General features: G+C 69.8%; 17 protein-coding genes. 11 read left to right on the forward strand and 6 right to left on the reverse strand.

Annotated elements, in window-relative coordinates; translation table 11 throughout:
- Window positions 1-66: 66 nt before the first annotated feature.
- The 10 genes from AOZ06_RS26695 (at window position 67) to AOZ06_RS26730 (ending at window position 12,266) form a co-directional block, all read left to right on the forward strand.
- Complete coding sequence (locus AOZ06_RS26695) at window positions 67-6,273, forward strand: type I polyketide synthase (RefSeq protein ID WP_157233255.1); 6,207 nt, start codon at window positions 67-69, stop codon at window positions 6,271-6,273.
- Between the two features lie 111 nt (window positions 6,274-6,384).
- A complete protein-coding gene (locus AOZ06_RS26700; protein WP_054291914.1) occupies window positions 6,385-6,738 on the forward strand; it encodes an STAS domain-containing protein in 354 nt (117 codons plus the stop codon).
- 87 nt (window positions 6,739-6,825) lie between these two features.
- Entirely contained in the window at window positions 6,826-7,317 is a 492-nt protein-coding gene (locus AOZ06_RS26705) for an ATP-binding protein (protein ID WP_157233256.1), read from the forward strand.
- A gap of 129 nt (window positions 7,318-7,446) precedes the next feature.
- The gene (locus AOZ06_RS26710) at window positions 7,447-8,136 is read left to right on the forward strand and encodes a PAS and ANTAR domain-containing protein (protein WP_218921780.1); all 690 of its coding nucleotides are present in this window, start codon (window positions 7,447-7,449) and stop codon (window positions 8,134-8,136) included.
- A 55-nt stretch (window positions 8,137-8,191) separates the two neighbouring features.
- On the forward strand, window positions 8,192-8,332 hold the full coding sequence (locus AOZ06_RS56795) for a hypothetical protein (RefSeq protein ID WP_157233257.1): 141 nt from the start codon (window positions 8,192-8,194) through the stop codon (window positions 8,330-8,332).
- Window positions 8,329-9,375 (forward strand): hypothetical protein, encoded by a 1,047-nt coding sequence (locus AOZ06_RS26715; protein WP_054291916.1) that lies wholly within the window; start codon window positions 8,329-8,331, stop codon window positions 9,373-9,375. Before AOZ06_RS56795 ends, AOZ06_RS26715 begins: the two co-directional genes overlap by 4 nt.
- A 101-nt stretch (window positions 9,376-9,476) precedes the next feature.
- Window positions 9,477-9,821 (forward strand): VOC family protein, encoded by a 345-nt coding sequence (locus AOZ06_RS26720; protein ID WP_225954724.1) that lies wholly within the window; start codon window positions 9,477-9,479, stop codon window positions 9,819-9,821.
- A 173-nt stretch (window positions 9,822-9,994) separates the two neighbouring features.
- Entirely contained in the window at window positions 9,995-10,231 is a 237-nt protein-coding gene (locus AOZ06_RS57985; RefSeq protein WP_054291918.1) for a hypothetical protein, read from the forward strand.
- Window positions 10,170-10,670 (forward strand): transposase, encoded by a 501-nt coding sequence (locus AOZ06_RS62200; protein WP_417999973.1) that lies wholly within the window; start codon window positions 10,170-10,172, stop codon window positions 10,668-10,670. Before AOZ06_RS57985 ends, AOZ06_RS62200 begins: the two co-directional genes overlap by 62 nt.
- 57 nt (window positions 10,671-10,727) lie before the next feature.
- Window positions 10,728-12,266, forward strand: a complete 1,539-nt coding sequence (locus tag AOZ06_RS26730; protein ID WP_236951751.1) for a carboxylesterase/lipase family protein — start codon at window positions 10,728-10,730, stop codon at window positions 12,264-12,266.
- On the opposite strand, the gene AOZ06_RS26735 is transcribed toward AOZ06_RS26730, so the two are convergent.
- The 3 genes from AOZ06_RS26735 to AOZ06_RS26745 form a co-directional block, all read right to left on the reverse strand.
- Entirely contained in the window at window positions 12,256-13,653 is a 1,398-nt protein-coding gene (locus AOZ06_RS26735) for a hypothetical protein (RefSeq protein ID WP_054291920.1), read from the reverse strand. The genes AOZ06_RS26730 and AOZ06_RS26735 overlap by 11 nt on opposite strands.
- A 68-nt stretch (window positions 13,654-13,721) precedes the next feature.
- On the reverse strand, window positions 13,722-15,176 hold the full coding sequence (locus AOZ06_RS26740) for a trypsin-like serine protease (protein WP_054296938.1): 1,455 nt from the start codon (window positions 15,174-15,176) through the stop codon (window positions 13,722-13,724).
- A 40-nt stretch (window positions 15,177-15,216) separates the two neighbouring features.
- Window positions 15,217-16,740, reverse strand: a complete 1,524-nt coding sequence (locus AOZ06_RS26745; protein ID WP_054291921.1) for a S8 family peptidase — start codon at window positions 16,738-16,740, stop codon at window positions 15,217-15,219.
- A gap of 190 nt (window positions 16,741-16,930) precedes the next feature.
- Between AOZ06_RS26745 and AOZ06_RS26750 the strand changes: the two genes are divergently transcribed.
- Complete coding sequence (locus tag AOZ06_RS26750) at window positions 16,931-19,780, forward strand: ATP-binding protein (protein WP_063810115.1); 2,850 nt, start codon at window positions 16,931-16,933, stop codon at window positions 19,778-19,780.
- Window positions 19,781-19,825: 45 nt separating this feature from the next.
- On the opposite strand, the gene AOZ06_RS26755 is transcribed toward AOZ06_RS26750, so the two are convergent.
- From AOZ06_RS26755 to AOZ06_RS26765, 3 genes are read right to left on the reverse strand one after another with little or no spacing between them, the layout of a single operon-like run.
- The gene (locus AOZ06_RS26755; protein ID WP_054291922.1) at window positions 19,826-20,785 is read right to left on the reverse strand and encodes an NAD(P)-dependent alcohol dehydrogenase; all 960 of its coding nucleotides are present in this window, start codon (window positions 20,783-20,785) and stop codon (window positions 19,826-19,828) included.
- Complete coding sequence (locus tag AOZ06_RS26760; RefSeq protein WP_054291923.1) at window positions 20,782-21,003, reverse strand: helix-turn-helix transcriptional regulator; 222 nt, start codon at window positions 21,001-21,003, stop codon at window positions 20,782-20,784. Before AOZ06_RS26760 ends, AOZ06_RS26755 begins: the two co-directional genes overlap by 4 nt.
- Window positions 21,000-21,425 (reverse strand): hypothetical protein, encoded by a 426-nt coding sequence (locus AOZ06_RS26765; RefSeq protein ID WP_157233259.1) that lies wholly within the window; start codon window positions 21,423-21,425, stop codon window positions 21,000-21,002. Before AOZ06_RS26765 ends, AOZ06_RS26760 begins: the two co-directional genes overlap by 4 nt.
- Window positions 21,426-21,432: the final 7 nt, after the last annotated feature.

Below are 21,432 nucleotides of genomic sequence, written 5' to 3' on the forward strand. Positions count from 1 at the left end.
GCCTCGCTCACCGTGGTGTCCCGCAAGGCGAACGGACTCTGCGTCGGACCGAAGGGAACAACCTGGATGGACGAGGATTCGGCTGTCGAGCGGCAGACCCCGGTGGCGATCATCGGAACGGCGTGCCGGGCTCCTGGTGGCGTCACCTCGGCCCAAGAGCTGTGGCAGCTGCTGCTGGACCGGCGGGATGTCGTGCGCGGCAGCGACCCCGGCAGGCGGTGGTCCGACCGTGAGCGCGTGGTGCCGGCCGACCTCGTGAACGCCGATTGCCTGCGCAGCGGCTCCTTCCTCGACGACATCGACTTGTTCGATCCGGGTTTCTTCGGTGTGCCCGCCCGGGCTGCGGCGAGTGTCGACCCGCAGCACCGGCTGTTGCTGGAGACCGCGTGGGAGGCGCTGGAAGACGCGGGGGTGCCGCCGCGGTCACTGGCGGGGTCGCGGACCGGCGTGTTCGTCGGCATTTCGGGGGCCGACTACGCCAAGCGGTTCAAGCTGGCGGACTTCAACGCCCACCACGGCATCTCGGCGGCCGCGTCCGGTGCGCCGGGCCGGATCTCCTACGTCCTCGACGTCAACGGGCCGTCGCTGGCCGTGGACGGTTCCTGCGCCTCGTCGCTGGTGGCTGTGCACCTGGCGTGCCGTTCGCTCCACAATGGAGAGTCCGACCTCGCGTTGGCCGGCGGCGTCACAGTGCAGCTGGAATGGGGTGGTCTCATCGGTTTCGCCCGCGCGGGGGCGTTGTCCGCGCGTGGGCGGTGTGCCGCCTTCGACGAGAGCGCGGACGGTTTCGTGCGCGGTGAGGGCTGCGGGATCGTGGCGTTGAAGCGGTTGACCGACGCGCAGCGCGACGGTGATCCCGTGCTGGCGGTGATCACCGGAACAGCCATCAACCACGCGGGCCGGGTGCAGGGCATCACACAGCCGTCCCGCGGTGCCCAGCACGCGGTCATCAGGTCGGCCATGCGCGCTGCGGGCGTCACCCCGGACGACATCGGCTACGTGGAGGCGCACGGCACCGGCACGCCGGTGGGGGACCCGATCGAGTTCGCCGCGCTGACCGACGCGTACGGCAAGTCCGGCGGTCCGTGCGCGCTGGGCTCGCTCAAGACCAACATCGGCCACCCGGAAAGCGCGGCCGGTGTGCTCGGGCTGATCAAGGCCGCGCTGGCGGTGCAGCGGGGCACCATCCCGGCGAACCTGCATTTCACCCGGTGGAGTCCCGGCATCGACACGGACCGGACCCGGTTCGTCGTACCCACCGCCACCACGGATTGGGGCTCCGCGGGCCGTCCTCGCCGGGCAGGCGTGTCCGCGTTCGGCTACATGGGGGCGAACGCGCACGCGATCGTCGAACAGGCGCCGCCCACGCTGGTGCCGTCCCAGCGCCCGTCGGCGGACAGCGACCAGGCGATGGTGTTCCCGTTGTCGGCCGCGTCGACCGGCGGACTGGCCGCCACGGCGCGCCGCCTGGCTGATCACGTGCAGGGCACGGCTGACCCGGTGGCCGACGTGGCGCACACCCTAGCCGCGCACCGCAGCCACCTGTCCACCCGAGCCTGTGCCGTGGCCTCCGACCGTGCTGGGCTGGTGAGCGCGTTGCGTTCGGTGGCCGACGGAGAGGACCGCCCGGATGTGGTGACCGGGCCGACGACTGATCCCGGCATGCCGGTGTGGGTGTTCTCCGGGCACGGCTCGCAATGGCCCAGCATGGGACGCGGCCTCCTGGACCAGGACCCGGCGTTCACTCGCATGATCGACCGGCTCGACGCCGTCGCGGCTCCCGCGGGCGTGCCCGTGCGGCGGTTGTTGGCCTCCGGCGAGCACCTGGAGCGGATGGACGTGGTCCAGCCGGTGGTCTTCGCGGTGCAGACGGCGCTCGCGAAGATGTGGCGGACCTGGGGCCTGCGCCCCGCCGCCGTGGTGGGACATTCGATGGGTGAGGCCGCTGCCGCTGTCGCGGCGTGCATGCTGACGCCCGAGGACGGCATGCGGATCACGCTGGCACGTTCGTCTCTGCTGCAACGGGTCGCGGGCGGCTGCATGGCCGTCGTGGCGCTCCCGGTCGAGCAGGTCGACGCCGAGATCGCCGACATCGAGGGCGTGTCCGTCGCCGTGGTGACAGCACCGGCGTCCACGGTCGTCGCGGGCGACGGCCCAGCCGTGTCGGGACTGCTGCGTCGCTGGCAGGACCGCGGTGTGTTCTGCAAGCAGATCAACGTGCTGGTCGCCGCGCACTCGCCCCAGGTCGATCCGATCCTGGCGGAGATCGCCGACAGGACGTCGTGGCTGTCGGCAGCACCGGCGACGGCGCCGTTCTACTCCACCGCTGTGGATCCGCGCGAGACCGTGACCTTCGACAGCGCGTACTGGGCCCGGAACCTCCGCGCGCCGGTGCGCTTCGACCTGGCGTGCCGGGCGTTGATCGAGGACGGGCACCGCGTGTTCCTGGAACTGTCGCCGCACCCGTTGCTGACGCAGGCCGTGGCAGAGACCGCGTCGGTGATGGGAGTGCCGGTGGTGACCACCGGCTCGCTGAGCCGGGACCGGGACGGGCGTGCGGCGGTGTGCCAGGCGGCTGCGGCGCTGCACGTGGCCGGCGTGCCTCTGGATCTCGTCGCCGTCAACGGCGGCGGATCGAGGATCTCGTTGCCGCCCACGGCCTTCGACCGCTCCAGCCACTGGCGGGAACCCGGGCGCGGATCGCGGGACTCGACGGCGCACATGTGGCTGGGCGAGCGGTTGGCCGTGCCGGATCCCGAAGCCGAGGACGGCACCCGGCACGTGTGGAGCGCCGACCTGGGCACCGATCGCGTCGAGTGGCTGGTGCAGCACACCTTGCGCGGCACCCCGCTGGTGCCCGGTGCCGCCCACGTCGAGTTGATCGTCGCCGCCTCCGCCGCGGTGCTGGAATGCGCGTTGGACGAGATCCGCCTGACCGGTGTGCGGTTCGAACGGATGTTGCCGCTGGCCGCCTCAGTGCCCGTGCAGGTCTCGGCCACGTGGAGCGGTGGCCGGCTGGCGGTCGAGGTGCTGCAGCACACCGGCAGCGGATGGGACCGGGCGGCGGCAGCGGCAGCCGCCCGGTTCGAAGGACCGGTCGACCTCAATCCGGCGCTGCGCCCGCCGGCGCACCCGGCGGCGCCTGACGAGTTGTACGCGTCCTTCCGCCGGGTCGGGCTGGACACGGGCGCGGCCTTCCACTCGATCACCGCCACCACCGACGACGGGATCACCCGGGTCGAGGTGCCCGCCGACGCGGAGATCCGGACCAGCGCCCCGCACGTGCACCCCGTGCTGTTCGACGGATGGGTGTTGTCGATCGCGGCATGTCTGGTCCGCGGCGGCGATCTCGACGACAGCGACGAGCCGTGGTTGCCCACCGGGGTCGGCGAGGTGGTGCTGCCCGCGCAGCCCGACCGCGTCACGTGGGTCCGTTCCGAAGCGCGGCGCGAAGGGTCCACCGTGACTGGGCGCGCAGCCCTCTACGACGAGGCTGGGAGGTGGATCGGCGCGCTCGAGGACGTCACGCTCATCCGCAACACCCGAGCCGCGAACGTCAACGCACGACTGGACTCCAGGTTGTTCGAGATCTCCTGGCGGCAGCTTGCCTTGCCGGAACAGCCAGCCGCGGGCCCAGTCGGTGAGTGGGTGGTGGTCAGGGAACCAGGCGACCACGACGGCGTCGCCGACCGCGTGGCGTCGGCGCTCGTCGAAGCCGGTACGCGGGCCACTGTCCATGTTGACCTGTCGACTGTGGCGGAACGACCAGCCGCGGTCGTGTGGTGCGCGACGGGCGACCTCGACGACTTGGACCGGGTCACGACAGTGACCGCGCTCCTGCGCTCCCACGGCCAATCGGCCCGGATGTGGCTGGTCAGCCGGAACGCGCGGCCTGTGCTCGACGGCGACAAGACCGACGCCGGGGTGTGCGCGCTGCGCGGACTGCTGCGCGTGGCCTCCATCGAACAACCCGAGTCGGCGATGACCTGGATCGACGGCGACACCGGCACACCAGAGGACCTGGCCGACATCGTCGCTGAACTGACAGCGGGTACCGCCGAAACGGAAGTGGCGTGGCGGGCGGGCCAGCGCTACGTGGCCAGGATGACGCGCGCGCCGCTGGCGGCCCGGCCGCCGCGGACGGCCCGCGAGATCGACGTGGTCGCCGGCGAGGACGAATTCGTCCTGCACCCGCACCCCGACGGTGGGCTCGACCAGTTGCGGCTGGTGGCGACCGATCAGCCGCCGCCCGTGCCGGGACCCGGCCAGGTGTTGCTGCGGCCGGAAGCGTGCACGGTGCACTTCCGCGAGGTCCTGATCGCACTGGGCATCTACCCGACCGGCGACGGGACACTGCCCGCGCTCGGCTCGGACGCCGCCGGGGTGGTCGTGGCGGTCGGTGACGGCGTCGACGACCTGCGGCCCGGCGACCGGGTCACCAGCGTGACCACGGACGGCAGCGGATCGATGGCCGCCCATTGCCTGGCCCGAGCCGATCTGACCGCACGCATCCCGGACGGCTTCACCGCTGCGGAGATCGTCTCGTCGGTGCTGACGTACATCACCGCCTGGCATTCGCTGCACGACCTCGCGCGGCTGCGGGCGGGGGAGACCGTGCTCGTGCACTCCGCCGCAGGAGGCACCGGACTCGCCGCGATCGAGGTCGCCCGGCTGCTCGGGGCCGAGGTGATCGGCACCGCCGGGACCGAGGCCAAGCGCCGGTACCTGCGCGAGCACGGTGTACGGCACGTGTTCGACTCGCGCAGCGTGGACTTCGCCGAACAGGTGTCGGCTGTCACCGGCGGGCGCGGTGTCGACGTCGTGCTCAACTCGTTGACGGGCCCCGCCATGCGAGCGTCGCTGGACCTGCTCGCACCGGCCGGGCGCTTCATCGAGATCGGCAAACGCGACCTGTACGACGGCGCACGCGTCGACCTGGGAAAGTTCCGGCACGGCAACACCTACACCGTCCTCGACCTGGTGCTCACCGCGAACGAGCAACCGGCCGTGTTCCGAGCGGCGATGCGGCGAGTGCTGACCGAGATCACGTCCGGCCGATTGCCCTTGCTGCCCACCACGGTCGTCTGCTTGACCGAGGCGTCGGAGGCCTTCAAGCAGCTGGCCTCCGGTGACCTCATCGGCCGCGTCGCCCTCACCTTCCCCCCGGTCGGGCAACGGGTCCGCGTGCACGCGCCCACTCCTGGACACGTGGTGCGCGAAGGGGCGGCCTACATCGTCACGGGTGGCACCCGGGGACTGGGCCTGGAGGCAGCGCGGTGGCTGGCCGAAGCCGGGGCCAGTCGTGTCGTCCTCGGTGGACGGGGTGAGCTCGCGCCGGACGCCGCCACTGTGCTCGCTGCCGTTGCGGCAGCCGGGTGCGCGGTGGAAGTCGTGCGAGGTGACGTGTCCGACCCGGACACGGCCCGGCGCCTTGTCACGGCAGCCGGTGCGGACCTGCGAGGCATCCTGCACACCGCCGTGGTGCTCGACGACGCCCCGCTGCACGCCATGAGCCCGGACAAGCTGGCCCGTGCGTGGCATCCGAAGGTCACCGGGCTGCTCAACCTCCACCACGCCGCCGAAGACGTCCCGCTGGACTGGCTCGTGGTCTTCTCGTCCCTGTCGGCCATGCTGGGCAATGCCGGGCAGGCCAACTACGCCGCGGCTGGTTCGTGGGTGGACGCCTTCGCACGGTGGCGTCACGACCAGGGATTGCCCACCCTGTCGGTGAACTGGGGCGCTTGGGGAGAAGCGGGCCGTGCGACGGACTTCACCGCGCGTGGGTTCGAGACCATCGCGACAGCGGACGGGTTCGCCGCGCTGACCGCGCTCCTGCGGCACCAACGGGTGAACGTCGGCGTGTTCGACTACCAGCCAGAGCAGCTGTTCCGGGTTTTCCCGCACGCGCTGGACAACCCACTGCTGGCAGATCTGCGGACAGGCGAAGGCATTGACCGGCGAGCGATGCCGGCCCTCAAGGTGCTCGACGAGAAGCCAGGACCGGTACGGACAGGCATGGTGCAGGACGCGGTGGTGCACACCCTCGCGGCACTGCTCGGCGCCCAGCCGTCCACAGTCACGGCACACGCGAAGTTCACCGACCTCGGACTGGACTCGCTGCTCGCCGTCGCCCTCACCCGCAAGCTCCACGTCGACCTGGACATCGCGGTGACCCCCGCGGACGTCTGGGCGCACCCGTCACCGGCCGAACTGGCCAAGCACATCGATTCCTCGCTGGGCAGCGGCGACTGTCCCGTCCGCTTCGCCGGTTGACGGCGTCTGTGCGGGAGCGGCTGGTCATGCCGTCAGCGGCCGGCCGGGATAAGGTATGCACGGAGACGGCATTGCCTGACGGCTGGTGGTGAAGGACGGGAGCGGGCGATCGTGACCCACGAGGCGGCGCCAGGACTGCGGTGGACCGTGGAGACAGGCGCTCAGTGGACGGTCGTGCACCTCGCCGGTGAGATCGACATGGCGACGCAACCCGACTTCGACGGTGCTCTCGACGAGGCCGCGGGCACCGGCTCGGCGCTGGTGATCGTCGACCTGAGTGCGATCACCTTCCTGGCCTCCATCGGATTGCGTTCCCTGGTCAGGGCCAACAGGGATGTCGAGCAGGCCGGGCGCGCGATGCGGGTGGTGGACGGATCCTCCGCTGTGACCAGGGTTATGGAGATCAGCGGGTTGGACCAGCTGTTGTCGATCTACCACACGGTCGACCACGCACGCCTCGGGTAGATCCTGATCGGCTGGTTACGGCAAACAGCGTAGGGTAAGCCTCCCTGTGAGAGCCGATGACGTCTATTGGGGGGTGACAACGGGCTGATGCCGAATGACCACAGTTTCGGGTCGATTTCCACACGCGTACACGCATGGGCGGACACGCTGCCCGAGTTCGCCGCCGAGGCGGTGTACCACGCCGACCTGACCGGTCCGCACGTGTACACCGAGTTCGTCGCTGTTGCTGACCAGGTTCGCCGGGCTCGTTGCGCGATCGAGGGCTGGTCCCAGCAACTCGGCGTGCCCGCTGTCCAGGAACAGGACATCGTGCTGGCTGTGGATGAGGCGGTCAGCAACGCCGTGGACCACGCCTACCCGGACACGGACGGCCGGCTGTGCCTGTTTGCCGCGTGCACCACGGCGGCGCGTGCCCTGCGAGTCATAGTCGCCGACAAGGGCTTGTGGCGGCCACCGCCCGTGGAACCGGGATTCCGCGGCCGGGGTTTGATGATGATGCAACGCCTGGCGGAGGTGTTCCGTCTCTCCCACGGCCCCAACGGCACCACAGTGATGATGGGCTGGTCCCTCGCCGGATGAGCCGGGCCCGTGTCCATTCGGGTCAGTCACCCTGCTCGAACCGAACTCGGCCGGGCGACGCCGGAGTCACGGAGCGGGATGCTCGATGCTGGATGTGGCGGCCGGCCACGGATTCGGCAGAATGGGCCGGTGACTGACACCGTCGAGTCCCGCGAAGGCAGCCTGCCCCCGGTGCTGGAGCAGGTCGTGGCCGGTCATCCGCACACCATCGGCGGTTTCCGGTTCCGGTTCGCCGATCAGCACTGGGAATGGTCGGACGAAGTCGCCGCGCTGCACGGCTATGAGCCGGGCGCTGTCCGTCCGAGCACCGAGTTGCTGCTGTCGCACAAGCACCCGGAAGACCGCAACGAGGTCGCTGGGACGTTGGCCGCGGCGGTTCGCGACGGTACGGCGTTCTGCAGTCGTCACCGCATCATCGATACCGCAGGCGTGGAACACAACGTGCTGGTGGTCGGTGATCGCCTGTACGACGATGCCGGTGCCACGGTCGGCGCGACCGGCTATTACATCGATCTCGACGCCGGCCTGGACGAGTACCGCCAGCGGGTGCTGGACGAGGCCGTCCCCGAACTCGTCGGGGCCCGCGCTCAGATCGAACAGGCCAAGGGCGCGTTGATGCTCGTGTACGGCATCAGTGCCGACCAGGCCTTCGGTGTGCTGCAGTGGCGGTCGCAGGAAACCAACACCAAGCTGCGGGTGCTGGCCGCGAAACTCGCTGCCGCGTTGACCAGTCTGGGTGGCGGTCCGCTGCAACAGCGCACGCAGTTCGACCACCTGCTGCTGACCATTCACCAGCATCCCGGCCCGTCGTCCGTGTAGGCGGCGTGCGCCAGCGGGCTTCCGGGTGGTTGACGCACTGGGCATCATCGGGTGGATGGGTGTGCGGATCCACTGCTCCGGCTTTGTCCTGTACTGGCTCGGCACGGAGCCGGGCGCCGACGAGATCGTCGACAAGCTGTCAACGTGGCGGGAGCATGACCCCTCCTTCGGCGGGACGTGGAAAGCCGCCGGGTGAGACTTCCCGGCACGCCCGAGGAGATCCGCGGATGGACCACCGCGGCCAGGGTGTTCATGGACGAGTTCACCGCGGCCATGGACGACGTGCTGGCCGAGGGAAAGCGGCCCCGGCGACGGCGGTGGTGGCGGCGTTCGGCGCAGCCGGGCGCGAGCTACGACGAGATCCGGCTGGCCGGGAGAAAGCGGATCGACACTGCGGTTTCGACGTACCGGCCGGTGGGGGAGGAGATCGATGCGCGGCTCGCCGCGCGGATGGCGGCGCGGGATCGACCTGAGCGCAGCAGGAAGGAACGTGCGGAACTCCGGTTCCCGCGCTGGTTCACGGCGTGGAAGTGCCGGCAGATGATGCTGGACCGTCCGTTGTCGGATCGGCGGACCGCGCGCCAGATCGCAGCCGCGGGGGAAACGCCGACCAGTTGGCCCGCCGGTCTGACGACCGTGGTGGGTGATGTCGACGCGTGGTGGGCCGGTGTGCGCGCGGCTGTCCGCAACGAGCAAGCCCGCGTCGCCGCCGTGGCCGCGGTCGTCGACGCGTTCATGGCCACCGCGGAGGCGTTGGAGCTGGCGGGAAGACCTGGCATCACCGCCGACCACAGCGCGCGCGTGCGGGTGCGCGGCTGGCCGGTGACGTTGGAGTGGCCGGACGTGCCCGGGGTGGCGTTGGCGCCCCCGCCGGGCATTCCCCCGAAGAACGTCTGGCACGAGAGCCTTCGGTTGCGGCCCCAGGGTTTCATGGTGACGGTCGAACGGGAGGGGACTGGACCGGAGGACTACCGTGTTTCCGTCCTCGCCGGGGAGTCGGTGGGTCTGACCCGTCACAAACGCCCGGCCTGGCGGCACATGTCCATTCGTGACTACGTCGAGTCGCACGTCCTGTGGCACACGGAGACCGTGTACCCGTGGGACAGCGAACTGTTCTCGAACGCGGCCGTCCGGATCTGTGAGCATGTGGACCCGGACGTCTACGTGCCCTACACCGAGGCCGTGGCCCGGCACGTCGTGGAGACCTTCCGTGCGCTGAGGGACGAGGCAATCCGTTGACGCAACCGTAGGGTTGCACTAGTGTGCAACCCTACGGTTGCTAATCGAGGAAATGGGGACCAGTCATGCGCCCGCGGTTCACCGGTGGACGGAACATCGCCATGAAGCTCCCGAAGGTGCGGTTCGACCGGACGGTGGCCTTCTACCGTGACGTGCTGGGGATGGAGGTGGTTGAGTCGTCCGATGTGGACGTCGCGGTGGGGGTGCCGCGGAGCGTCTCGGTCCAGTTCGGACCGGTGACGCTGTGGCTGGACCGCGTGGACAACTACTCCCGTGCGGACCTGTGGCTGGAACTGTTCACCGACGACGTGGAACTGGCGACCAGGCACCTGGCCGGTCATTCGGTCGTGCCGCAGGACGAGTTGGAGCAACTCCCGGCGGGCATGGCGGCCCACTGGTTCACCAATCCCGTCGGGATCCCGCACATCGTCCGGCTGGCCGACTAGGTCCTGTCCTCACCCCGGACACCGGCAACCACGCCTGGATCGCCTGCCACTGCTCATCAGTCAACCCATGGGCGAAGGGACGGCCTCGGGTGGATGGGATGACCGGCGGGTGATCAACGGGATGTTGTTCAAGGCCAAGACCGGGGTGACATGACGAGATCTGCCTCAGCGGTATGGGCCGTGGAAGAGCGTCTGCGACCGATTTCTGGCGCTGGTCACGCAACGGCACCCCGACCGTGCTGGTCTCGAAGGCTCGGGTGATCGCCGAGGCGATCGATGAGCTGGACCGGGAGGTCTCAGTGGATTTCACCATCGTGCGTGTTCACCAGCACGCCGCGGGCGCCCGCCGTGCCACCAAAGCGCACACAGGGGGCGAGCGGATCGTGCGCCGGGCAGACCGAACCGGATGATCATGCCATCGGCCGGTCTCGTGGTGGGTTGACCACCAAGATTCAGCTGGCCTGTGATGGTCATGGCAGGCCGTTGCCGGTGCTGTGGACCGGCGGCCAGGCCGGTGACACGACCCGGTTCGCTGATCTGCCGGCCGGGATCCGGTTCCCACGACGGCCCGGTCCGGGCCGGCCAGCGACCCGCCCGGACCGGGTCTTGGCCGACAGGGCGTATTCCAGCCGCGCGATCCGCGCCTACCTCCGTGGTCGTGGGATCGGCGTGGTCATTCCCGAACGTCGCGATCAGCAGGACCATCGCCGCAACCGCGGTCGGACAGGTGGCCGCCGACCACGAGGCCTGCAAACGCCGGGTCCGCCTGCTCGGCACGGTCGAGGCTACGCGCGGTGGGCAGGCAAGTCACAACAACTTGCCATCACCGGCTTCGATGAATGGCAGTGACCGGCCGGTGACCTTCTGTACGGTGAAAACGCAGGCGCATCCAAAGGGGGACTATCTGTGCGACGTGAACTGTGTGCCGGGTTGGCTGTTCTCGCCTTGGTCACAGCAGCGCCCGCCGCGCTCGCGGCCACCGATCCAGCTGTCGTGCGGACCACGGACGGGCCGGTCCGCGGGACGGTCACCGGGCACTACCGGCAGTTCCAGGGCATTCCGTACGCCGCACCGCCCATCGGTGACCGCAGGTGGCAGCCGCCCGCGGCGGTGACACCGTGGACCGAGGTCCGGGATGCCACGAAACCCGGCAACGCCTGCCCGCAACGGACAACCGAGGACATCGGCAACGAGGACTGCCTCTACCTGAACGTCAGCACACCGGCGACCGTGGGCCACCGGCCGCGACCGGTGATGGTGTGGCTCCACGGCGGCGGGTTCCTCGGCGGCAGCGGCTCGGAGTACGTCGGCAACCAGCTGGCCGAACGCGGTGACGTGGTCGTGGTGTCGATCAACTACCGGCTGGGCGCACTGGGCTACCTCAGCCTCCCGAACCTGTCCGGCGGCGGCACTTTCGGCTTGCAGGACCAACAGGCCGCGTTGCGCTGGGCGCGTGCCAACGCTCGTGCGTTCGGCGGTGACCCCGGCAATGTGACCCTCTTCGGTGAGTCGGCGGGCGGGCTCAGCGTGTGCGCGCAGCTCACGTCGCCCACCGCGCGTGATCTGTTCCAGAAGGCCATCGTGCAGAGCGGTCCGTGTGAGCTGAAGTGGCGGGACAGCGAGTTCCTGCCGGACGTCCCCGCCGGGTCCAACTGGACGCCACGAGCCGACGCGGACAAGACAGGCACGGCGCTGGCAGTCAGCCTCGGCTGCACTGGCGACACGCTGGCGTGCCTCCGGAACGCCTCGGTGAGCACGCTGCTGGACTCCCAGATCGGTCAGCCCGCGTACGGCACACCTGTCCTGCCGCTGCACCCGGCCGAAGCCGTCGGGAAAGGCCGGATCGCGAAGGTTCCGGTGATCACCGGCATCACCCGTGACGAGCACCGCGGGTTCACGCCGTTCCTGTCCGAGCCGATCACCGCCACGAAATACGAGCAACTGCTGCACACCGCGTACGGTGACAAAGCCGCCCAGGTGCTGAAGGAATACCCGGTGTCGGCGTACTCGAGCCCGACGATCGCGTGGGCCGCCGTCGCCACCGACTCGATCTGGGCCCGTACCCAGCACGACGTCGTCGAACAGCTGGTGCGTCAGGTGCCCACGTTCACCTACGAGTTCCGTGACCGCACGGCACCGGCGCCGCCACCGTCCATTCCGGACATGGGCGCGTATCACGGTTCGGAACTGTCGTACCTGTTCCCCGGCGCCATGCCGGTCGAGCTGAACGCCGCCCAGCGCGCGCTGGGGGAGCGGATGCAACGCTACTGGGCCAACTTCGCGCACACCGGACAGCCCAACGGGCACGGATTGCCGTACTGGCGGGCGAACCAGTCCGGCGACCGCACCGTGCACGGTCTCGACATCGCCCCGGCGGGCATCGGCCGGGTCGATTCGGCCGCGGAACACAAGCTGGCGTTCTGGAACGGGCTCGTCAGCCGGTGAACACCGGGGCGAAGGCGGCCCGGATGTCCGCGTCGGACGGTTCGGCGACCATCCGCAACGGGTCGTTCCCCCCGAAACTGGAGAGCCTCGGCGGGCACACCGCGCCGCCGATCTCCACCTTGGTGTCGATCACGACGTTGCCGGTCCGCAGCTCGTACGCCTTGACGGGGAACGCCATCTTGCTGAACGTCACGGTGCGCACCCGGCCGTCCGACTCACCCCGGTACGGGCACGACCGGATCGGGGCGCCCGATGTCCGCCCACCGATGCAGACGATCATCACGGCCTGGGTGAGGTCCGCTCGCCACTCGGCAGGCACCTTCTTGAGGTACATGTCGTCGTACTTGTCGGCGTGGTACACCACCGCGCGGTTCGTGGCCCCTTTGGCGTACGGGGCCGCGCCGCTGTAGATCGCGGGCTTCTGGCAGTAGGCGTCGTTCAGGGCGTATATGTGCTGCAGTTCGAGGCCTTGCCTGGCCTTCTTGAGGCCTTCCTGCGCCTTGGCGGTCAGTTCGTGGCCGGGGTACTGGTCCAGCATTTGCTGGAAGCGCGCATGCGCTTCCTGCCACGAACGGCCCTCGTTGAGCTTGTCGCCGCAGCCGACGAGGGCCGCCGGTGCGAGCCTCGGCAGGACGTCGGCGGACCGGTCGAGCACGTTGTCGCTCGCCTGCCGTTGCCGGATCCAGTCGGTGAGCGCGGCGGTGTCGCACGGCTCGTGGCCGGGCAGTCCGGCGAGGAAGCCGTCGAGGACACTGCCGACCATCCTGTCGTGGCCCGGCAGGTCCGTGAGCACCGCGCCGAGTTCGTGGTACGCCGACCGCAGGCCAGCGGGGTCGGGTTTCGCGGACGCGACCGCGAGTGTCTTCCCGGTCTCCCGCAGACGAGCGCATGCCTCGGCGGTGCGCTCACCGCGCGCCGCCACCGGACCGTCCACGACGTGGTGGCCGAACCAGATCCTGTCCACGGCGGACTGCGCTTTCCCACAGTCCCCGCTGTCGCGTGCCTCGGTGATCTCGTCGTCGATGTCGGTGGCGTCGAACTGCAGGAAACCGACGCCCACCAGCACCGGAACCGTGATCATCAGAGCGATCGCCTTCGGCCACCGCACAGCCGTGGGCCGAGCCGGTGTCCCCGCGAGGTGCCACCCGTGCGCGATGAGCGCGACCCACCACACCATGAAGAGAACCTCGAACCACGCACCCGGGGTCACGGTCCCCAGCAGCACCACAAGCACGACGGTGATCAGCGTCGTGACGGCCGCCCAGGCTTGGCGGCCCAGCAACAGGTAACCGACACCCAGGAGGGAGGCGTTGCCGATGGCGACTGCCAACCGGTCGGGCTGCACCAGTTCGGGCTCCGGGCGCGGCTCGGGCATCGGGTAGTACATGTGCCTATCGTCTCCTGACCGTGCCGGGAGTGGTCCCGGCACGGTCAGTTCATACACGGATCACCGCGTCATTGAACGGTGAGGGTGTAGTCGGTGCTCCCGGACTTGCCCGCGCTGTCCGTGGCGACCACGGTGATCTTGTACGTGCCACGCTGGAACGGCGCGGCGACCGACATCCGCGAGGTGCCGCCCGGGCTGACGGTCGACGGCATGAACATCGGCGCGAACGGGATACCGCTGGCACTGAGGCTGATCGTGCCCGTCCCACCGGCGACGGTGATCGTGGTGTTGGCGAATCCGCCCGGCGCGACCGTGCCCGAGCTCGGTGACACGGACGGCTTCGGGCCTTCGGTGGTGCCGCCGTCGCCGACCGTCAGGGTGTAGTCGGCGGTTCTGGCGCCGGACGGGCCCTTGGCGGTGACGGTGACCTTGTGCGTGCCCTTCGGGGTGCTCGCCGCGGTCTCGACGGTGAGCTTGGCGACCTCGCCGGAGGTGACCGACGTGGGCTGGAACGTGGCGGTCGCGCCCTCGGGCAGGCCCGCGGCGGTGAGGTCCAGCTTCTCCGGGCCCTGGTCGCCCGCCTTGGTGGTGACGCTCGTCGAGATGTGCTTGCCGGGCTCGACCTTGCCGGAGGACGGCGAGAGGGCCACGGTGAACTTGCCGTCGCCGGGCTGGCCGCCGCCGATCTCGCTCCTGGCCCAGTCGCCCATCTCGTTGGTCAGGCGTCCCATGATGCTGTAGCGGTCGCAGCCGCTGGCGCCCCACGACACGACCCCGACCACTACTCCGTCCACAATGTACGGACCGCCGCTGTCGCCGCTGCAGGTCCCGGTGCGGCCGTTGTCGTACCCGATGCACACCATCACGTCCGGGTTGACGCGGACGTTGAACACCTGGCAGTTGTTGGCGTCGTTGACGGGCATGGTGCTCTTGTAGAGCACACCGGACCCGCCATTGGCCGAGGTCCGCCCGTAGCCGAAGGCGGTGCCGGACTTGCCCGGCTGGGTGAGCGCGCTGTCGGACGAGCCCGCGACCTTGGCCCACTGGTTCTCCGGCACGGGAAGGTCGTCGGCGGTGGTGATCACCGCGACGTCGTAGCCGGTCTGCCACGAGTTCGGGCCGGTGTAGCGCGGGTGGACCTTGTAGGAGGCGACGTTGGTGCGGAAGGTCTCGTCACCCGCGGTGTTGAGGTCGTCGTCACCGTAGATGTAGCTCTTGGCGCCGCCGACGTCGATCATGCAGTGCGCCGCGGTGAGGATCTTGCGTTTGCCGACGACCGCGGCGGTGCAGGACTGCCCCTGCGGCCCGCCGCCGCCCGCGCGGAGACCCGCGATGACGAACGGGTTCTCCTTGACCGTGGTGCGTTGGCCGTTGACGACCTGTGTACCCACGTCACCGGGCTTGAGCTGGTCGGTCGGTGTGGCGGCGGTGCTGATCCCCGGCGGCGGTTCGACTGCCGCCGCGGGCAACGCGGGCGCGACCAGCGCCAGGCACAGCGCCGCGATCAGACTGGGTGTTCGCATCATGCTCCTTCACTGCAGGGTCGGGAAGGGACCGTCCACTTCAGAAAGTGATCGACCATCCGGTGAGCGTGCCGGCGTCGAACCGGTAGACATCGCGGACCGACAGCCGCCAGGTGCCGTTGGCGTCCTCGCGCGACGCGTCCACCGTGAAGCTCTGGTGCACACCGCCGGCTTCGCCGACGCCACCCGGCTGCTTGAGCGGGTAGGCCGTGCCACTCGGGCCGACCAGGTCGACGGCGAGGTCACCGGTGTAGCCGTGGTCGACGTCCACGCGGACCGCGAGTGCCGCGGACGCCTTGCCGTCACACGAGTCCTGGGTGACGCTGCTGCCGACCGCGGACCCGGCGTCGGGAATGGACACGTCCTCGTCGTTGGCCTTGACGCCGCACTTCGACGGGACACCACCGATGAACCCGATGTAGAGCAGCTTGTTCGGCGATTCCGCCCCCGGGTTGGTCACCAGGTTGGGCGTGGCGTTGTCCACCAACGCGTCCCGGACCTGCTGCGGCGTGGCGCCCGGCGTCGCACCCAGGTACAGCGCCGCGGCACCCGCGCCGTGCGGTGACGCCATCGAGGTGCCGCTGCCCGTGCGGTAGCTGCCGGTGTGGTCGGCGGAGTAGATGTTGCCGCCCGGTGCGAACAGGTCCACGCACCGCCCGTAGTTCCCGCTCCGGCCGCCACCCTGGTTGATCCAGCCGACAGTGAGCGCCTCCGGAGTACGGCCAGGGCTCGCGGTGCACGCGTCCTGACCGTTGTTGCCCGCCGCGACGGCGACGACGAATCCCTTCGCGACCAACGCCTTGACCTGCTCGTCACCGACGCCGACGGTGTCCATCACCAGGCTGAGGTTCACCACGCCCGGCTTCACGCCGTTCTTGGCGACCCACTCCAGCCCGCTGACCGTGGCCGAGTCGGGCCCCGAACCGCCGCAGCCGAGCGAGCGGACGGCGACGACCTTCGCTTTCTTGGCGACACCGACGGTCTTGCCCGCGATCGTGCCGGCCACGTGCGAGCCGTGCCAGAAACAGTCGCTGGCGTCGTTGTCGTTGTCGATGAAGTCGTGTCCGTGGCTGGCGCGCCCCTCGAACTCGGTGTGCCGGATGTTCACACCGGAGTCGATGACGTACGCGGTGACGTTGCCTGCCGTGTTCGGGTAGGTGTACTTCTTGTCGAGGCTGGTGGTGCGCTGGTCGATCTGGTCGAGGCCCCACGACGGCGGGTTCGGCTGCTCGTCGGCGACCGCCCTGGACGTGCCGTCCTGGTGGACGGACTTGACCGACGGGTCGGCGGCGAGCCGCCTCGCCTGCTGTGCGGGCAGGTCGCGCACCGAGAACCCGTTCAGGGTCGCCGAGTAGGTGTCGACGACGACACCGCCGTAGCGCTGGGTGAGCGTGTCGGCCGCGGCGCGTGCACCGTCCTTGAGCACCACGATGTAGCGCCCGGCGATGTGTTCGCGGGCCTGGGCGACGGCGGCTTCCGGCTGGGCCGTCGCGACACCCGCGGCCGTGGTCACCAGGACCGCCGCGGCGGCCAGCAGGCTCGCCATCCCTCGCGTCCTGTGCATCGATTTCCTCCATCTCGCACTAGGTGAGCGACCGCCTGGCAGGGAGAGAGGCGACGGTCGTTCAGGCACCACCATTCGGCGTCGGAGGAGGGGGAACAACCGTGGTAAGGACCCGTAGGGGGTACGGGATTAGCACTTCGGGCTACCCTTCGGGCATTTCCGTGGGCACGGTGAACCGACGGGAGCAACGATGGGTGAGGGTGCCGCGAAGCCCGCGTCCGGCCGGTTCGGCCCGCCGCCGTTGACCGGCCGGGACGCGGAACTGGCCGCCCTGCGCGCCGCGGTCGCCCGGCCGCCTGCGGTGGCCTTTGTGGAGGGCGAGGCGGGGATCGGCAAGACCAGGCTCGTGTCCGAACTCGCCGCCGGACGCCCGCACGTGGTGACGGCCTCGTGCCAGCCGCTGCCCGACCCGTTCCCTTTCGGCGTGCTGCTGGACTGCCTCAGCCAGTGCGGAGACCGGCTGCGTGACCCGGGCCCGGTGACCGGTGCCCTGCGCGACCACCTCCCCGAGCTCGCCGCTCAGCTGCCTCCGGCGCCACGGCCGCTGGGCGATCCGGATGCCGAACGGCACCGGATGTTCCGCGCGATCCGGGAGCTGCTCTGCGCGCTGGGACCGACGGTGCTCGTCATCGACGACCTGCACTGGGCGGACGCGCACACCCGTCAGGTCCTGCGCTTCGTCATCGCCAACCCGCCACCCGAACTGTCAGTCGTGGCCACCTACCGGCCGGAAGACCTCACGGACCAAGCTCCGCTGGGCCATGCCTTCCGTGTCCCGCCGGGGGTGACGCGGACGCACATCACGTTGTGTCCCATGGGCACCGGTGATGTGCGCGCGTTGATCGACGGGATGCTGGGCGCCACGCTCGCGTCCGACTCGTTCGTCGACGCCGTGGTGCACGAGACCGCAGGCATCCCGTACCTGGTCGAGGAAACCGTTCGCATGCTGCCGGATCCGGAGCGGGACGTGTGCTCGGACGAGGCACGGCACATACTCGACGGGATCGATGTGCCTGTGCTGGTGCGGGAAACGGCTCAGGAACGCATGCGGAGCCTGCCTGCCGCCGCGCGGTCGATCGCCGAGGCGGCGGCCGTTCTCGGTGTCGCGGAGTCGACCGGCACCTTGGCCGCTGTCGCGGGCGGCGCCGGCTTGGAGCAGATGGTCACGCTCGTCAAGTCGGGTGTGCTGGTCGAGCACTCCCCGGATCAGTACGGGTTTCGCCACCCGATGGCGGCTCGTGCCGTGCGTGCGTCGCTACCCGGCCCGTGGCGCAATGAACTGCACAAACGGGCTGTGCGGGTGCTGTCCGGACTCGACCGCAAACCATTGGCGCGGTTGGCGGCCCACGCCAAAGCAGTGGGCATGGCGGACGAATGGCTGCGTTACGGCGAACTGGCCGCCGACGCCGCCGCCGAGGCCAGGGACGTTCCCGCCGCGATCGACCTGCTCTCCGAGATGATCTCCGACCGGGACGTGCGCCCGCAGGACGTGAACAGGCTGGCAGCCAAGCTGTGCGGCAACGCCTTGACCGGGTTGCACAACCCGGCCGTGCTCACCCGAGTCGAGGGCCTGCTCTCCGATCCGCGGCTGGCCGCTGACGTCCGCGGCGAGGTGCACCTGTGGTTCGGTTTGCTGCTCCTGCGCGAGACCGGCGGGCCGGATCGGGCCAAGGCGGAGATCGCGTACGCCATCGACCTGCTGGGAGACCAGCCGGAACGCATCGCCAGGGGAATGGCGGTGCTGGCCGTGCCGTACCTGTCCACGACGCCCATTTCCGAGCAACAGGCGTGGCTCGACCGGCTGGAGGAAGTCCTGGGGCACGTGCCCAGCCGTACGCTGCGCACCGCCGTGCTGGCCACCACGCTCGGCGGGCGCCTGCTCATGGGCGATCCGAGCACCTGGCAGCGCGCCGAGCGACTGCCCTCCCCGGCGGAGGTGTCCGAGCCGGACGAGATCCGTCACCTGGCCCGTGCCCACTGCAACCTGGCGGACGCGTGCACCTGGATCGGGCACTACCAACGCGCGCGGACCTGCATACGCACCGGGCTGACCCTCGCCGCCCGCGTCGGGGCTCCGTACGTCACCGGAACCGCCGAGGCCACAGCCGTCCGGCTCGACTGGCTGACCGGGCAGTGGGCGGGACTCGACGAACGCATCGCCGAACTGGTCCGGACCTACGCGCACCACCCGCCCCTGATCACCGAACTCGACCTGGCGGGAGCGTGGCTCGCGACCGCACGAGGCGACTGGACCCGGGCCGAACGGGGATTCCGCGCGGGAATGAGCCCGCACGCGACCGTTCCCGTTCAGATCGCGGCGGCAGGCGGCATGACCGGCTTGCTGCTCAACCGCGGTGACGCCGCCGGTGCCGAGCGGCACGCCGAGCGCGGAGTGGCGTTGATCCGTGGCAAAGGAGCGTGGATGTGGGCCGGTGACGTGGTGCCGCAAACCGTCGACTGCTACCTGGCTGATGACCGCGCCGACGCCGTGCAACGGCTTCTCACCGAGATGAGCGACGGCCTGGCGGGCACCGACGCCCCGTACGCCCAGGCGGCGCTCACGGCCTGCCAGGCACGGCTGGCCGCCGCCACCGGCGACCACCGCGCGGCGGCGACGCTCTACGAGACGGCGATCGACGTGCACCGGAAACTGGGTCTGTCCTACCGCGCCACCCAGCTCGCCGAACACGCGGCCCGCGAAACTCCGCCCGACACCACGGTCCTCGCATCGCTCGCGGAGTCCTACGACTCGCTCGGCGCTACCGTGGACGCCGCCCGCTGCCGTCACGGCATTCGCAGCATCGGCGTTCCCACCCCGTCACACAGGGGCCGTCGTGGTTACGGCGATCAGCTGTCCCCGCGCGAAAAGGACGTCGCCCGCCTCGTGGTCAGCGGCCACACCAACCGTGAGATAGCGCAGGCGTTGTTCATCTCCCGGCGCACGGTCGAGGAGTACGTCGCCAAGGTCTGCCGCAAGCTCAACGCCTCGTCCCGCGACGACATCCGGATGGACCATCTCCAGACCCCGGGATCTCGGTGACTTTCCTGAGCGCGCCCGCCGGAATCGACCGCGATGGCGGTAGACCTAGACGGTGATGACGACCTTGCCGCGCGCCCGACCGGCCTGCACGTAAGTGATGGCCTCGGGGACTTCGCTGAGCGGGTACGTGCGATCGACGGCCGGGGTGATCTTGCCCGCGCCGGCGAGTTCGCCGAGGACGGCGAGGTCCTCCTTGTTGCCGAGGGAGATCAGGCCGCGCAGGGTGTGCTTGACGAACGGGTTGAGCAGGGTGGCCTTGAGCAGCCCGCTCGTGCCGCCGATGACCTTGCCGCGCTCCCCGCCGACGATGACGAGGGTTCCCCTGGCGGACAACGCTGTGCGTACGTGGTTGATCGGCCGGTTGCCCGCGATGTCGAGGATCAGGTCGAACTCGTCACGGGTGAAGTCGTCCTTGGTGTAGTCGAGCACCTCGTCGGCGCCGAGACCGCGCACGAATTCCACTTTGGACGTGCTGCACAGCCCGGTCACGTCCGCGCCGAACACCTTGGCCAGCTGTACGGCGTAGGAGCCGACGCCGCCGCCCGCGCCGATCACCAGCACCCGTTGGCGCGCTTTGATCTCGCCCTTGTCGCGCAGCGCGGCCAATGCGGTGAACGCGGAGATTGGGATGGCCGCGGCCTGTTCGAACGTCAGGTTCTGCGGCTTGCGGATCAGCTTCGTGTGGTGTGTGGGGGCGTATTCGGCGAACGCGCCGTCGCACGTGCCGAACACGTCGTCGCCGGGTTCGAACGTGGTGACGTTCGCGCCGACGGCCGCCACCGTCCCGGCCGCGTCCATGCCCCTGATGGGTTTCCTCGGTCTGGTCAGGCCGAAGCCGAGGCGTAACAGGTAGGGCGTGCCGGTCATCAGGTGCCACACGCCCGCGTCCACCGCGGCGGCCCTGACCTGGACCAGCACCTCGTCCGGCTTGATCCGCGCGACCGGGGCCTCGGTGAACTCCAGCACGTCGGTACCGCCGTAGGTGTGTTGCACTATCGCTTTCATCCGTCATCTCCTGGGTACTGGAACACGTCGTCGAGTGGTGCCTTGAACACGCGCGCGATCTGGAACGCCATCTCCAGCGACGGCGAGTAACGGCCTCGCTCGATCGCGATCACCGTTTGCCGGGTGACGCCGATCCGCGCGGCCAGGTCGGCCTGCGTCATCTCGCCGTTGGCGAACCGCAGCGCCTTGATCCGGTTGGTGACCTTCGTCGGCTTCATCCCTGGAAACCCCACCGGTACGCAGCGATCCTGGCGATCGAGTTGAGCACGGCGGTGAGCGCGAACGCGAGGTAGATCGTGTTGGCGATCCAGAACTGGTCCGCGTCGGCCATCGCCAGGACCATCGCCGCGACGCCGCCGATCACCGTGAACGACTGGGCGATCCGGTCGCCGAAGTGGTCGATCTCGGTGTCCCGCTGGTCTTTGTGCTGCTCGGCCTTGGGCGTTGCCGCCGCGACGACGACTTCGAGCGCCACCGACGCCGTGATCGCGCCGACCACCGTCCAGATCAAGGTCGCCACGTACGGCGTCTCGGTCAGCGGCGCGGAGCCGCTGCGGCTCAGCACCACGATCGCGTAGATGGCGTACGTCACGACCGTGACCAGGCCCATGATCCACGCGCGCTTCTCCTGGAATGCCACGCCCACT

It is taken from the genome of Kibdelosporangium phytohabitans (assembly GCF_001302585.1).
In the GTDB taxonomy this organism is placed as follows: domain Bacteria; phylum Actinomycetota; class Actinomycetes; order Mycobacteriales; family Pseudonocardiaceae; genus Kibdelosporangium; species Kibdelosporangium phytohabitans.

Excerpts from the sequence above, each read along its gene's own strand:
- AOZ06_RS26750 (WP_063810115.1), top strand. The coding sequence starts at position 16,931 with ATGGGTGAGGGTGCCGCGAAGCCCGCGTCCGGCCGGTTCGGCCCGCCG.
- AOZ06_RS57985 (WP_054291918.1), top strand. The coding sequence starts at position 9,995 with ATGGGCCGTGGAAGAGCGTCTGCGACCGATTTCTGGCGCTGGTCACGC.
- AOZ06_RS26735 (WP_054291920.1), bottom strand. The coding sequence starts at position 13,653 with ATGTACTACCCGATGCCCGAGCCGCGCCCGGAGCCCGAACTGGTGCAG.
- AOZ06_RS56795 (WP_157233257.1), top strand. The coding sequence starts at position 8,192 with ATGGGTGTGCGGATCCACTGCTCCGGCTTTGTCCTGTACTGGCTCGGC.
- AOZ06_RS26740 (WP_054296938.1), bottom strand. The coding sequence starts at position 15,176 with ATGCGAACACCCAGTCTGATCGCGGCGCTGTGCCTGGCGCTGGTCGCG.
- AOZ06_RS26760 (WP_054291923.1), bottom strand. The coding sequence starts at position 21,003 with ATGAAGCCGACGAAGGTCACCAACCGGATCAAGGCGCTGCGGTTCGCC.
- AOZ06_RS26745 (WP_054291921.1), bottom strand. The coding sequence starts at position 16,740 with ATGCACAGGACGCGAGGGATGGCGAGCCTGCTGGCCGCCGCGGCGGTC.
- AOZ06_RS26720 (WP_225954724.1), top strand. The coding sequence starts at position 9,477 with ATGAAGCTCCCGAAGGTGCGGTTCGACCGGACGGTGGCCTTCTACCGT.
- AOZ06_RS26695 (WP_157233255.1), top strand. The coding sequence starts at position 67 with ATGGACGAGGATTCGGCTGTCGAGCGGCAGACCCCGGTGGCGATCATC.
- AOZ06_RS26755 (WP_054291922.1), bottom strand. The coding sequence starts at position 20,785 with ATGAAAGCGATAGTGCAACACACCTACGGCGGTACCGACGTGCTGGAG.
- AOZ06_RS26705 (WP_157233256.1), top strand. The coding sequence starts at position 6,826 with ATGCCGAATGACCACAGTTTCGGGTCGATTTCCACACGCGTACACGCA.